Origin of the sequence: Halomonas sp. PAMB 3264 (genome assembly GCF_031954245.1) — a bacterium.
Classification (GTDB): Bacteria; Pseudomonadota; Gammaproteobacteria; order Pseudomonadales; family Halomonadaceae; genus Vreelandella.
Window position 1 is genome coordinate 2,857,805 of the sequence record NZ_CP134866.1, and the last position, 13,522, is coordinate 2,871,326.

A 13,522-nucleotide genomic window follows, 5' to 3' on the forward strand; every position below is an offset into this window, starting at 1 on the left:
AAAAGAAATAATTCGACGCCGGGATTCTAAATGATAAGTATTAACACTACAATTGGACGATTCATTTGCTCATACCCTTGGGAGCCGCGCATGTTCGACGTCCTGGACGCCCGCTTTACCGTCGCCGGCAAGCCCTTGCTTCACCCCATCGCGCATACGTTCGAGCAAGGCAAGGTCGTCGGACTCATCGGCCACAACGGTTCGGGCAAGTCGACCCTGATCAAGCTGCTGGCCCAGCAGAACGCGCTATCCGGCGGCGACATCCTGTTCGACCAGCGCCCGCTCGCCCAGTGGGGGCACCGCGAGTTCGCCCGTCAGGTGGCCTACCTGCCCCAGCACCTGCCCAGCGCCGAAAACCTGACCGCACGCGAGCTGATCGGTTTTGGCCGCTACCCGTGGCACGGGCTTTTGGGTCGTCATACCCAGAAGGACCGGGACGCCGTTGAGCGCGCCATCGCCTTGACCCATACCGATGCCTTTGCCGACCGGCTGGTGGACACGCTCTCCGGCGGGGAGCGCCAGCGCGTTTGGCTCGCCATGCTGCTCGCCCAGGGCAGCCGCTTTCTGCTGCTCGACGAGCCGCTGGCCGCACTCGACATCGCCCACCAGATCGAGGTGCTGGCGCTAACGCGAAAGCTCTGCGACGAGCTCGACTTGGGCGTGATCATCGTGCTGCACGACATCAACATGGCTGCTCGCTACTGCGACGAGCTATTGGCACTCAAAAGCGGCCGGCTGCTGGCGCACGGCACGCCGGAGGAGATGATGCACGCTCAGACGCTGGAGGCGATTTACGGGCTACCCATGCAGGTGATCGACCGCCCCGGCGGGCGCTCCCCCATCGCCGTGGCCCACTAAACGCGCCGATACGCTTGAAGAATTCGTCGGAAGCGGTTTAACTGATAACCATTATCGATTAATCTGGGCGCTGACAGGTCGATGTCTCGATGCCCCTGGAGTGCGACAATGCCCCTGGCTTTCTGCGAACCCGACATTCTACGCCCCACCACACTCGCCGAGTGCTACACCGACCGGCTGGCGCACCTGACACCGCCGCGCATCGGCGGTGCTCCGCCTGCGGGCGCCATCAAGGCATCGCGCTGGCGCAACCCGGCGCTTTTGGAGCAGAGCATCGCACCTTACGCGGCGCGCTTTCCCGGCGGCGATCGCCGCGCGGTCGCCTCACTCTGGTCCAAGTGGCTGTTTAGTTCGCTCACCGTGCCCACCGTTGTCTCTCACCTGCTGCTCGACCGAAACCTGCCGGTGTCGCTGGATGACGTATATGTGCTGCCCAACGAGCAGGGCTGCGTGACCGGGCTTTGGCTTGCCCATGAAGGCGAACGCATCACCACCCGCGATCCGGTCGAGCGCTTCTCGACGCTGATCGACGGGCATTGGGCGCCGCTGATCGAGCGTCTGTCGACGCTGGTAGGACTGGCTCCACGGGTGTTCTGGAGCAACGCCGGCGGCTATCTCGACTACTACGTCAACCTGCTGGCCGAGCACCCCGGCGTTCGCCCGAACGCCCTGACCGCTGCCCGCGCTCTTCTGGAGTCGCGCACCCTGGACGGCCAGCGCAACCCGCTCTACCAGCCGGTACGAAGCTACCAGCCCAAGGGATCGACAGAGGTCAAGCAGGTGCGCAAGCTCTGCTGTTTGCGCTACCTGCTCGACGAGTTCGAGGTCTGCAGCAACTGCCCGCTCGAAGGGTGCGATCGCCGCGCTCGGCGCTAATCGCTCCGCCTCCCACGCGTTTTTGCACTGTTGTTTTTAACTGTTGTTTTTAACTATTGCTTTTCACTGCGGCGTGATCTGCGCCACCGCGTCCAGGCTTGCCCGGGCGCGCTGCTCGCCTTCGAGCTCGAAAAGATGGCCTGCCGACATTTCCAGCAGCCGGTCGGCGTGCACGAAGTAACTGTCATCGTGGCTGATGGCAAAAACGGTCGTGCCCATCGCTTTCAGGTGGGGCAACAGCTCGCGATAGAAAAGCCGGCGAAACTGAGGGTCCTGATCCGCCGCCCATTCGTCGAGCAGCAGCACATCGCGCTCCTCGGCAATGGCGAGCAGCAGCGCCAGCCGCTTTTTCTGCCCCTGGGAGAGCTGGATATTGGTGACGCGTGCGCCCGCCCACTCGAGCTTTTGCGCCATCTGCAGCCGCTCGAGCCAGCGTTCTACCAGTACCGGGTCTGACGGCCCGCCGCCTGCGCCCATGAGCTGGTCAAACGCGTGAAAATCGGTGAATACGCTCGAAAAGCGCGCGCGAAAGGCGTCCCAATTGTGCGCATCGATGCGCGTATCGTCGATCTGGATGTAGCCGCCTTGCGGGCGGTAGAGCCCGGACAAGAGGCGCGCCAACGTCGACTTGCCGCTGCCGTTGCCGCCGATCAGAAACACCTGTTCGCCGCGGTGAAGGGCCAGGTTCACCGGGCCGACCTTGAATGCGCCCTGCCCGTGTGCGTCGCCCGGGTAGGCGTAGGTTACGTCCACCAGGCGGATGCACTGCCAGTCGCGCAGCGTGTCCTTGACGGCGAAGTCGGCGCGGTACTCGGCGAGTTCCAGGCTCTTGAGCTTGTCGAACGCGACCTGAGCGCTAATCAGTGTCGGCCAGGCGCCGATCGCCTGGATCAGCGGGGTACGCAGAAACAGAAGCGTCAGCGCGAAGGTGGCCGCTGCCGCCGGGCCCGCCCAGCCGAGCACGTTGGCCATGAAAAACACCACGCCGATGGCGCCGAGCATCATGATGTTCGACCAGTTGCCGGCGCTCAGGTGATAGGTATCGGCGCGAATGATGTGATAAAGGTAGGTTTTGGCGTTGGTCGTGTAGGTTTCATCAAAAAAGCGCCGGGCGCGGTCGCGGTTGAGGGTGAGCTCCTTGCGCCCTTCGATGGCGGTCTGGTAATCGCGGTACAAGAGATCCTCGCTTTCGCGCACCAAATGAAAGTGACGATACACCCTGGACACCAGCCACCAGCCGACCGCCATGGTCGCTGCCATCCAGAGCACGGTGACCAATACCATCTCCGGCGAGAGCCACGCCAGATACGCCACGCACGCCACGGTCATCACCACACCCTGCACGAGCTCCGGCAGGCGCACGAAGCCAATGGTGATATTGCGCACGTCGCTCGAAAGGCTTGCCAACAGCGTGGCGTTACCCACCCGCTCGATGCGCTCGATATCGGTATCCAGAATGCGCTTCAATAGCCGGCTGCGCAGGTTATAGACGAAGTAGTGACCCAACAGCGTCAGCGCCAGCTGAGTGGCCAGCGTCACGGCCAGCAGCAGCGTTAGAAGCCCGAGAAACGGCACCAGCACCGACAGCGTACTGTCGGCGACGATCAGGCGCTGATTGATGAACGCGATGACCCCGACGCCCAGTCCGGCGCTGAAAAGGCTCAGCCCGATGGCGCCTAAAAAGGGCCAGCGGTAGTGCGTGAAGACCACCCGCAGCAACTCCATTCTCACCTCCCTCATTGGCTGGACGACGAATTGTGACGCACTCGGGCCCCAAGTCAATAAAAGTGAGTGATTTTCATTTACACCGACGCTCGAACGCTTGCGCCAATACCCCTGGTCCTGGTCGCCATAAAAAAGGGACCGGCCGCTTACGTGCCGATCCCTCATGTTGACCGCGAATTCGTCAGTCGAAAAGACTCATCCGCTTGACGACGTTGTCGCGCTTGATTCGCCAGTGAAAGAGCGCCCCGCCCAAGTGGAGCACGATCAGCACCAGAATCGTCCAGCCCAGCACTTCGTGCCAGCCAAAAAGCGTTCGGGAAAGTGCCGCATTCTCGCTCAAAAAGCCCGGCAGGTGCCAGACGAAGAACTCGACCGGATAGCCGCCGGTGGCGGTGGCCGCCCAGCCGATCAGCGGCATCAGCACCAGCGCGATATACAAAAGATGGTGCACGCTTTTACTCACCACCCGCTCGAAGGCGTTCAAGGGCGGGTCGTGATCCGGCACCACGAAAGCCGCCCGGGTGATGATTCGAAGCGTCATCAGCAGCAGGATCGTCACGCCCAGCGTCTTGTGGCCGGTGTACATCACGTTGGTCAAGGTGGTGCCCAACGCGTCGGCGGTGCGCTCGAACCCCCAGGTACCCAGGGTCAGCCCCGTGGCCAGCGACACGAGCACCGCCGCGGCGACCAGCCAGTGCAGCACTCGGTGAGGATAAATGTAGTGGTCCAGCTCATGCATCGGTGGCTCCTGACGCCCAGGTTCTGTCTGAAAAATGCGTGTGGGTAAAACTGCCTTTAACCTTATAACGCTTCGCCAATTGCCGCTAGCTGTTCGCGAATTAACTCGCCCAGCCGCTTGGCGGGCTCCGTTGGCCGATGCGGCGCCCGGTGCAGCGCCAGCTCGATCATCGGTAGCGCAGGCAATCCGCTGGCCTCGTCCAGCGGGCGCAGCGACGGCGTGAGCATACTGCGCGTGATGACCACCACGGCAAGCCCGGCGGTGACGATCGGCGCAAGCCCGGCCATCGACTGGCTGGTATAGGCCACGCGCCAGTCGCGCCCGGCGGCCTGCAGCGCCTGCTCCGCCACTTCGCGAAACACGTCGGCGCCTGGCGAGTAGAGCGCCAGCGGAATCGGGTCGCTCAAAAGCGGCTGCTGATTCATGCCCACCGCCCATAACAGCGGCTCGCGCCGAATCACTTCCCCGCCTGGCGAGTTGCGCTGGCGCGTGACCAGCGCCAGATCGATATCGGCGTTCTTCACCTGCTCGACCAGATGTGCGCTGGTGCCGCAAATCACCGTCAGGCCGACCGCCGGGTAGAGCTGATGAAAGTAAGCGAACACCGACGGTAAAAGCGACGCGTAGTCCTCGGGGATCCCCAGAGTCAAATCGCCGGTCACCTGGCGCGCCTTCATGTCGCTGAAAGCTTCGTCGTTTTGCGCCAGCAGTCGACGGGCGTGGGCCAGAAGGCGCTCGCCTTCCGGGGTGAAGCGAAGCCGTCGACCTTCGCGCTCGTGCAGCGTGAGATCCAGCTGCGCCTCCAACCGGTTGAGCTGCATGCTCACCGTGGATTGGGTATAGGAGAGCCGCTTGGCGGCGGCAGTTACGCTTCCAGTATCGGCGATGGCGACCAGCGTACGCAAAAGCGAGAGGTCGAAAATCGGTGCGCGCATATATCACCGTTGTTGATAGGTATCATCATTAAAGATCGATATTGTGATATGTCACGAGCGATTATGCTGACCTCCACTTAAAGAAAGCAAGGTTTGTCTATCCGCATCGATCGTTAGTGAAGGAGCCATCATGTATCGCGTTCATCTCCCTACCCTGCCCGCTCGCGGCTACAGCATCGTAGCCGCCTCGATCGCGGTGGCGCTCTGGAGCGTCGCTCCGCTGTTGGCGGGCATGGCTCAGACCTCGTCGCCGCTGCAGCTGACCGCGCTGACGCTGCTGGCAGGCGCTTTGGCAACGCTGCCGCTGAGCCGCAAAACGGGAGTGAACACGATGCGCCCACTCTGGGCGATGAGCGTCTGGCTGGGGGTGCCGCTTTTGATTACCGGCGCGGTCAGCAGCTACTTCATCGGCATGCGCCTGGCGCCGGCCGCCGACGCGGCACTGATCACCTACACCTGGCCGGTACTGTTCGTACTGTTGAGCCAGTACAGCCGCCACAAGCGGCTGCGCCTTGAAGGCGTGATCGGCGCGCTGATCGCGTTTTTCGGCGCCTCGCTCTTGATGCTGCCTCAGGCACTTTCCGGTGGCTTCAACGGCGAGCTCACCGGCTACGCCATCGCGCTGCTTTCGGCCTGCTGCTGGGCGCTCTACTCCTGGTTTGGTCAAAGCGCGCCGGTGGCGCTAACGCCGCTTCTGCCGCGCCTGCTGTTGATCGCCTGCGCGTTAGCCACGGGCGCGAGCCTGGTGCTCGAAAACGACCTGACGATGCCGCAAAGCGACGCGCTGCTGGCGGGTATTGCGCTGGGACTGGGGCCTTACGGCATCGCTATGGTGGCCTGGGACAAGGCGCTGCGCCTGGGCCATTCGAGCCTGGTGGGAAGCCTTGCTTACGGCGTGCCGATTCTCGCCGCTCTGCTGCTGGTGCTGGCCGGCATGAGCGTGCTCGACTGGCGCCTGCCCATGGCGGCCATACTGGTCGTGGCGGGCTGCTTGAAGGCGGGGCGCTAGCACTACTCTCTAGTACTACTGCCTAGTACTACCGTCTAGTACTACTGTGTCAAAAACAGCGGCAGGCAGCGCCGTCGTGCGACGGCGCTGCCGGTTACACGTCAAGCAACGCGGTTACTGGTCGAGATAGCGCGGTTTGGCGATACCGCGCAGTGCCTCCAGAGGAATCTCGAGCTCTGGCTGACCCACGGCGTAAGGGGCGATGTCGTAGACGTTGAATTTCACCACCCAGCGGTCCTCGAGCGGGGCGACGTTACGGGACTGGCTTAGCGGCCAGTTGGCCGCGAACGCGGCGTCCTGCTCGATCTCGTCAAGCCAGCGCTGATGCGCCTCGGTGACCAGCCGCTCGAAAGCGGCCTCGCGACCCTCGATCAGCATGTCGCCAAGCCCGACGGTTTCTCCTGAGCGCTCGTCGATCACCATGAACTCGGTGGCGGGCAGGCCGTGCGCCTGGCCGCTAAAGTAGACGTAGCTATTGAGTTCCAGCGTCAACAGATCGTTGTGATGGCCATACTCGTCGGCCTCCAACAGCGCTTCACTCGCCCCGCTTTCGGCAACGGAGGCGCCCTGACGCTCGACCTGATCGAAAAAGGCGTTGGCGTAGCCCGCCCAGGTCGTTTGGACACTCGGCGCCCTGGCGCTTTCGCTTTCAAGCGGGGCCAGCGCGATCAGCCGGCGGCGAAGCTCGCGCGAGAGCGTCTCGGATTTTGGAAACTCGAGTGCGGAGACCCGCAAGTGGGGGCACTGATCGAGCGCGCAGTCGGGGGCAACGAACTGCTTCTCCTGCGCCAGCGTGACGATCGCGTAGGGCTCGACCGGTTGAGACTGATAGCTTTGGCAGCCGCTGAGCAGCAGCGTCGCCGCGGCCAGTGCGCCCACTGTTAAACGTGGCATGATATTTTCCCTTTTGAGTTCCATTCCTTTGGTGTCGCGCCGAATTCGCTCGCTCGCGTGTGATCTTCGCGCGCGCCGACTTCATGCTCGACCCCTTTAAATGTAAACGCCCTTGCCGCACAAAGCGAACAAGGGCGTTTAGCATGATCGGCGGTGCCGCTGGGGTATCAGGCGTCCGGTTCGAGTTCGGTCGGCTCGAGTTCGGCGGTCAGTTCGAACAGACCGCTTTCACTGGCGCTATAGCCACGGGCATGCACGGTATAGGTGCCGGGCAGAAGCGAGGTTTCAAGTCGCGCGTTGGTGCCGGAGCCACCGTCGTCATTGGACTCGGACACACCGTTACCGGTCAATTCGAGATAGGTATCGAAGTGGCTCGAATCCAGCGCGATCGTCACCGCCGAGCTCTGTTCGACCTCGAGCTGGTAGGTCACGTCTTCGCCGCTGTACCAGCCGCTGAGCGTTTCACCGGGCGTCAGCTCGCCGCCGTTTTGAAGCTCGGTGCCCTCGGGCAGCTCGTTCTCTTCCACGGCGAGCGTGAACTGGCCGCCGGATGTGGTCTCAAAAGCGGTGCGGGCGACGATGCGGTAAGTGCCCGGTGCAAGGAAGTCCGCCAGGCGCGCATCGTAGCCGTCGCCGCCGTCGTCGTTATCCCGGTAGTAGCCGTCGTCGTCGTGAAGCTCCAGGAACGCATCGACGTCGCTTGAGCGCATGTCGATCTGATACATCCCCGCCTCTTCGATCTCGAGGGTGTACTCGAGCGGGGCGTTGTTGTACCAGCCGGTCAGCGACTCGCCCGGTGCGATGGGGCCGTCGTTGCGAAAATCGCCGGCCTGGCCGCTCAGTGCGGCGGACAGCGTAAACATGCCGTTTCCGCTATCGTAGGTTTGCGCCTTGACGGTGTACTCGCCAGGCGCGAGGAAGTCGGTGATCTGGGCGTCGAGGTTGCCGCCGCTGTCGTCGTCCTCACGACGGTAGCCGTCCGGGCCTTCGATGGTCAGGTAGGCGTCGAACTCCTCGGAGCGCATGTCGATCTGGTAAAGCCCCGCTTCCTCGACCGTCAGCGTCACGACTTCTTCATCGGACTGCATCCAGTAATCCGCCGGCTCGTCGACGGCTAACGTGTCGCTGTCGCTGATTTCGACGGTACGCGGGTAGAGCGTGAACGGGCCGTAGCTGCTGGCGTCCATACCGCTGACCACCACCAGGTAATCGCCGCCCTCTTCGATGCGATAGCGAAGCGGGGCACCGCTGTCCAGCATCTGCAGATGGTCGTCGTAAAGCGTGACGGTGCCCTGGAGCGCGCCGTTCAGGCCCAGCTCGACCAGCGTGTCTTCGTCGAGCGCCAGGCGGTAGTAAAGCGAGCGGCTGCCGTCGTTGCCGTTGAGCTCGCCACTGGTAGTGAGCTCACCGCGAAGGCGCTCATCGAGGGTCAGGCTACCGAGCCCTTCGATGGAATCGATCGGGAGTGCCTGCTCGGTCTCTTCGGTATCGGCCTGCCCCGAGAAGCCGGGAACGTCCGGTACCACCTGGGCCACGAGAAAACCGGCGAGCGCGCCGCCCAGAACGCCCACGACGAGCGTTAACGATGAACTATTAGCCATTGAAAAAATTCCGTTGAATGACGTTTAAGGTGCGCTTTAGGGTCGCACATCCATTGTTATATCACACGATTCTTATAAAACGCACCGACGGTTTTGCATCGCCTTGTAACGCGAACAAGTGTTACACAAAAGAAGCACTTAAACGGTACCGACCAATTTAAATTATTTTTGGCGAACTAAATTCGAAACTTGGGGTACATCTTCGCCGATTATCGCAAAGCTTGCCCAATGCAGTTGGGGGCGTTACCATCGCGAAGCCTTTAGGCAAACCCTTTATTTATATGCACACGCTGATTAAAGAATGGCCGATCGAGATCAATAGCTGAGGTACTCCAATGGGAGTTCATGCAAACATCATCAAACAAGGTTTATTCGCGGCTTTATTAACGATGGCGTCCAGCACCGCTTTCGCCCAGGGCATCGACCAGCAAGGCGTAGCTTCCTTCTACAGCGACCGCTTCCAGGGCGCGACGACCGCCAGCGGCGAAGCCTTCGACCAGCAGGCGCTGACCGCCGCCCACCCTAGCCTGCCCTTCGGCAGCAAGGTGCTGGTCACCCGCCCGGATACGGGACAGGAAGTCGAAGTACTGATCAACGACCGCGGCCCCTTCGTCAAGGGCCGAATCATCGATCTTTCCAAGCGCGCGGCGCGCCAGCTCGGCATCGTGCGCCGCGGAACGGCCCCGGTCTTGCTGACGGTGGTCAACTAACCCGCCAACGACGCTTGGGCGTTGTGGACTTAACGGCTAGCGTACTCCCCGATGTACGATACCCCTTGAGCTACGTGCTCCACCTGTTGATTTCCGCCTTGCTCGATGATGAAAAAGCGGCCCTCATGGGCCGCTTTTATCGTTTCGACCACACCGGATATTTATTTATTAGCGATTGGCGAACTTGCCCGGGCGCCTATAGTCTTTAACAGGCTGTCTTTAACACGCCGTCTTTAACAGGACACGGCCGCTTGGCGGTGCCGCGAGACGATTCATCTACGCAGGAGGCTTTGATGCAGTCACGCTACTTTACGCTAACCGATTATCCGGAAGGGCTACCCCGCCGCGAGATTTTCAAACTCGAAACCCAGGAGCTTCCCGAGCTCGGCCCGGGCGAGGTGCGCGTTCGCAACCGCTGGCTTTCGGTCGACCCTTATATGCGCGGGCGGATGAGCGGCGTGCATACCTACGTTCCCCCTTTTGAACTTGGCAAGCCCATGGACGGCGGTGCGATCGGCGAGGTGATCGAATCCAACGACGAGAAATTGAAAGTCGGCGACCGGGTCAGCCACATGGGCGGCTGGCGGGATATTGCCCAGGGGTCCGCCCAGGGCGTTTTCAAGCTGCCGGACCACGACGTGCCGGAGCAGGCTTATCTCGGTATTCTCGGTATGCCGGGCATGACCGCCTGGACCGGGCTTAACCGCATTGCCGAGTGCAAGCCCGGCGACAACGTGCTGGTGAGCGCGGCCAGCGGCGCGGTTGGTTCGCTGGTCGCACAGCTGGCCAAGGCCAAGGGTTGCCACGTGGTGGGCATTGCCGGCGCGGCGCACAAGCTCGCCTGGCTCGAGTCGGTGGGCGTGGAGCCGGTCACCTATAAAGAGCGCACCGCCAGTGAGCTGAGCGACGCTATCAAACTGGCAAGCCCGGAAGGCATCGACGTCTATTTCGAAAACGTCGGCGGCATCTGCCTGGAGGCGGCGCTTTCCCAGCTCAACGAAGGCGCGCGCATCGCGGTATGCGGCATGATCGACAGCTACAACGCCGAGAAGCCCGCCCCGGGGCCCAGCAATCTTTCGCAGTTGGTGGTCCGCAAGGCGAAGATGCAGGGCTTCATCGTCGCCGACCACTGGTCGAACTACGGCTACTTCCTCAACGAAGTGGCGCCCCAGGTCGCCGCGGGCAAGTTCGACTACAAGGAGACCGTGGAAGAGGGCCTCGAGCGCACGCCGGATGCCTTCCTCGCGCTGTTCGAAGGCGCCAATACCGGCAAGATGCTGGTCAAGCTCGACGGCTAACCGCTAGCCGCTAGCCGCGCCAGCAGCGCCTTTTCAGCACCCAACAGGCCGTCGCGTACTCGCGGCGGCCTTTTTTCGTGAAAATCGGCAAACCCGTTCGACCAATATCCTATTGACGATTAAAATGTTCACCATAGAGCGTGCGCTAACCCATTGCCCTTTCGGGCCGCTTAACTAAGCGTCTTATCGCCCCCGGCCGATGGGTTAGCGCATCAAGCGGGCGAGGACTCTCACGAGTCGCTTGCCCATCATGCGTGGTAACAGGGATATGGTATGAACGAACACAAACGCGCCCGCGCCGCCTGGCCGGCCGTGATTCTCGGGGTCGTGCTCGGCCTTGCGGGGCTGGCGCTGGCCGTGGGCGGCGGCCAACTCGTGAGCCTGGGCGGCAGCGCCTACTATCTGATCGCCGGTATCGCCGTGCTGGCCACGGGCATTCTGCTCGCGCTACGCAAGGGCGCGGCACTTTGGCTGTACGCCGCCACGCTGCTGGCGACCCTCGTCTGGGCGCTGTGGGAAGTGGGTCTGGACTGGTGGCAACTGGTGCCGCGGGTGGCCATCCCGTGTCTGATCGCCATCGTCATGCTGCTGCCCTGGTGGCGCAAGCCGCTTGATTCACGCGGCGGGAGCCTGGCGCTAGGGCTTGGCGTGATTGCCTCTATCGCGGTCGCGATTGCCAGCCAGTTCACCGCCCCGGGCGTGGTCGAAGGCTCGCTTGCCGATAACCGCGCCAACGCCGAGGCCAACCCCGCCCAGGTCGCCGGTGACGACTGGGCCGCTTACGGCGGCACCAACGCCGGCACCCACTACTCGTCGCTCGATCAGATCACGCTCGACAACATCGGTGAGCTCGAGGAAGCCTGGCGCATCCAGACCGGCGATGAGCCCGGCCCCAACGCGCCGCCGGAGATTACCAATCAGAACACGCCGCTGAAAGTCAACGACCACCTTTATATCTGCACCTCGCACAGCCGCGCCATGGCGCTGTCGCCGGAAACCGGCGAGACGATTTGGGAGTTCGATCCCGAGATCAGCACCCAGGGCGCCGACGACTTCTCCGGCTGGGCGCACATGACCTGCCGCGGGCTCGCCTACTTCGATGCGGCCAACTATTCCGACAACGACGCTGAGGCTGATAACGACGCCAACAGCGAATCGGATAACGCGACGACCAGCGATGTCACCAACGGCGAGAATGCCACGCCTTCACTGCTGTTCGCCGAGCGCGACGCCTTCGCTATCGACGTGGCGATCCTCGAGCGGCTGAGCGCCCCAACGGCCACAGAAGACAGCGCCGTGCCGATGCTGAGCCAAACCGACGTGATGTGCCCGCGTAGGCTCTATCTACCCACGGCGGACGCCCGCCTGATCGCGCTCAACGCCGATACCGGCGAGCCCTGCGAAGGTTTTGGCGAAAGCGGCGAAGTGGATCTGACGCAAAACATCGGCAGCTTCGACCCGGGCGGCTACTACTCCACCTCGCCACCCACCGTCACCGAAAACCTGGTGATTCTGGGCGGCCACGTAACCGACAACAGCTCGGTCGATGAGCCCTCCGGCGTAATTCGCGCGTTCGACGTGCGCACCGGGGAGCTTGTGTGGAACTGGGACAGCGGCAATCCGGACGACACCGCCCCCATCGCCGACGATGAAACCTACACCCGTAACTCGCCCAACGTCTGGGCGCCGATCAGCGTCGACGAGGAGCTCGGGCTCGTCTACCTGCCCATGGGTAACGCCACGCCGGATCAGTTTGGCGGTAACCGCAGCGAAAACGACGAAACCTATAGCGCAGGGCTCGTAGCGCTTGCGCTCGACACCGGCCAGGTCGCCTGGGTCTACCAGTTCGTTCACCACGATTTATGGGATATGGACACGCCCGCCCAGCCGGTGCTGATCGACCTGAACACCGCTGATGGCGTTCAGCCGGCGGTGATCCAGCCCACCAAGCAGGGCAGTCTCTACGTATTGAACCGGGAAACCGGCGAGGCGATCGTGCCGATCGAAGAAGTGCCCGCCCCCCAGGGCGCGGTCGAGGGTGACCGGACCGCTGACACCCAGCCTCGTTCGGCATTGAACCTATTGCCAGCGCCGCTCACCGAGCGCGACATGTGGGGTGCCTCGCCGTTCGATCAGATGATGTGTCGCATCCAGTTCAACTCGCTGCGCTACGAAGGCCAGTACACGCCGCCGTCGCTCGAGGGCAGCATCATCTACCCGGGTAACGTCGGCGTCATGAACTGGGGCGGCGTTGCCGTCGACCCCGAGCGTCAGACGCTGTTCACCGGCGCCAAGTATCTGGCGTTCGTGTCCACGCTGGTCCCGCGTGAGGAGGTCGAAGGCGAACAGGGCTCGGCCAGCGAACAGGGGCTGCAAGCCAACGCCGGCGCGCCTTACGCCGTCGAGCTCGGCCCGCTGCTGTCGATCTTCAACCTGCCCTGCCAGGCGCCCTCCTGGGGCGACGTGGCCGGTATCGACCTGCAAAACGACGAGGTCGTCTGGAAGCACCCCAACGGCACCACCCGTGACAGCATGCCGCTGGGCCTGCCGATTGGCCTGCCGGTCGGCGTTCCTGCGCTGGGCGGCCCGCTCACCACGGCGGGCGGCGTCACCTTCATGAGCGGCACGCTGGATCAGTACCTGCGCGGCTACAACCATGAAACCGGTGAAGAGATCTTCAAGGCGCGCCTGCCCGCCGGCGGCCAGGCCACACCGATGACCTATACCGGCGCTGACGGCCGCCAGTATGTGGTGGTCAGCGCCGGCGGTCACGGCACCTTCGGCACAAAAATGGGCGACTACGTGATCGGCTACGCGCTGCCACAGTAATCCCGCCGCTGGCCGGGTGCGTCATCCGGCCTTCAACGCAAAACGGGC

General features: G+C 62.8%; 11 protein-coding genes. 6 read left to right on the plus strand and 5 right to left on the minus strand.

The genetic code is table 11. The annotated features are described in order from the left end of the window. Positions 1 to 90 precede the first annotated feature (90 nt). Entirely contained in the window at positions 91 to 858 is a 768-nt protein-coding gene (locus RN347_RS12930; RefSeq protein ID WP_263586396.1) for an ATP-binding cassette domain-containing protein, read from the plus strand. A 108-nt stretch (positions 859 to 966) separates the two neighbouring features. Further along, positions 967 to 1,734, plus strand: a complete 768-nt coding sequence (gene fhuF / locus RN347_RS12935; RefSeq protein ID WP_263586395.1) for a siderophore-iron reductase FhuF — start codon at positions 967 to 969, stop codon at positions 1,732 to 1,734. A gap of 63 nt (positions 1,735 to 1,797) precedes the next feature. Here fhuF and RN347_RS12940 read toward each other — a convergent pair whose 3' ends face one another. From RN347_RS12940 to RN347_RS12950, 3 genes are all read right to left on the minus strand, one after another. After that, a complete protein-coding gene (locus RN347_RS12940) occupies positions 1,798 to 3,459 on the minus strand; it encodes a multidrug ABC transporter permease/ATP-binding protein (protein WP_311958487.1) in 1,662 nt (553 codons plus the stop codon). 181 nt (positions 3,460 to 3,640) lie between these two features. Further along, positions 3,641 to 4,198: a cytochrome b gene (locus RN347_RS12945; protein WP_311958488.1), complete on the minus strand. Its 558-nt coding sequence runs from the start codon at positions 4,196 to 4,198 to the stop codon at positions 3,641 to 3,643. Positions 4,199 to 4,260: 62 nt separating this feature from the next. Next, positions 4,261 to 5,133, minus strand: coding sequence for a LysR substrate-binding domain-containing protein (locus RN347_RS12950; protein ID WP_263586392.1), 873 nt, complete (start codon positions 5,131 to 5,133; stop codon positions 4,261 to 4,263). 130 nt (positions 5,134 to 5,263) lie between these two features. Here RN347_RS12950 and RN347_RS12955 point away from each other — a divergent pair, with 130 nt between their 5' ends. Beyond that, on the plus strand, positions 5,264 to 6,142 hold the full coding sequence (locus RN347_RS12955; RefSeq protein ID WP_263586391.1) for a DMT family transporter: 879 nt from the start codon (positions 5,264 to 5,266) through the stop codon (positions 6,140 to 6,142). Between the two features lie 114 nt (positions 6,143 to 6,256). Here the strand turns inward: RN347_RS12955 and RN347_RS12960 are convergent, their stop codons facing one another. After that, positions 6,257 to 7,036, minus strand: a complete 780-nt coding sequence (locus RN347_RS12960; RefSeq protein ID WP_311958489.1) for an RsiV family protein — start codon at positions 7,034 to 7,036, stop codon at positions 6,257 to 6,259. A 167-nt stretch (positions 7,037 to 7,203) separates the two neighbouring features. Continuing rightward, positions 7,204 to 8,637, minus strand: a complete 1,434-nt coding sequence (locus tag RN347_RS12965) for a hypothetical protein (RefSeq protein ID WP_311958490.1) — start codon at positions 8,635 to 8,637, stop codon at positions 7,204 to 7,206. A gap of 389 nt (positions 8,638 to 9,026) precedes the next feature. Here RN347_RS12965 and RN347_RS12970 point away from each other — a divergent pair, with 389 nt between their 5' ends. The 3 genes from RN347_RS12970 to RN347_RS12980 all read left to right on the plus strand — a co-directional run bounded on the left by RN347_RS12970 (position 9,027) and on the right by RN347_RS12980 (position 13,474). After that, positions 9,027 to 9,347 carry a septal ring lytic transglycosylase RlpA family protein gene (locus RN347_RS12970; RefSeq protein WP_263586388.1) on the plus strand — a complete coding sequence of 107 codons (321 nt, stop codon included), beginning with the start codon at positions 9,027 to 9,029 and terminating at the stop codon, positions 9,345 to 9,347. A 293-nt stretch (positions 9,348 to 9,640) separates the two neighbouring features. Beyond that, the gene (locus RN347_RS12975; protein ID WP_311958491.1) at positions 9,641 to 10,645 is read left to right on the plus strand and encodes an NADP-dependent oxidoreductase; all 1,005 of its coding nucleotides are present in this window, start codon (positions 9,641 to 9,643) and stop codon (positions 10,643 to 10,645) included. Positions 10,646 to 10,918: 273 nt separating this feature from the next. After that, positions 10,919 to 13,474, plus strand: a complete 2,556-nt coding sequence (locus RN347_RS12980) for a glucose/quinate/shikimate family membrane-bound PQQ-dependent dehydrogenase (protein ID WP_311958492.1) — start codon at positions 10,919 to 10,921, stop codon at positions 13,472 to 13,474. The last annotated feature ends 48 nt before the right edge of the window (positions 13,475 to 13,522 follow it).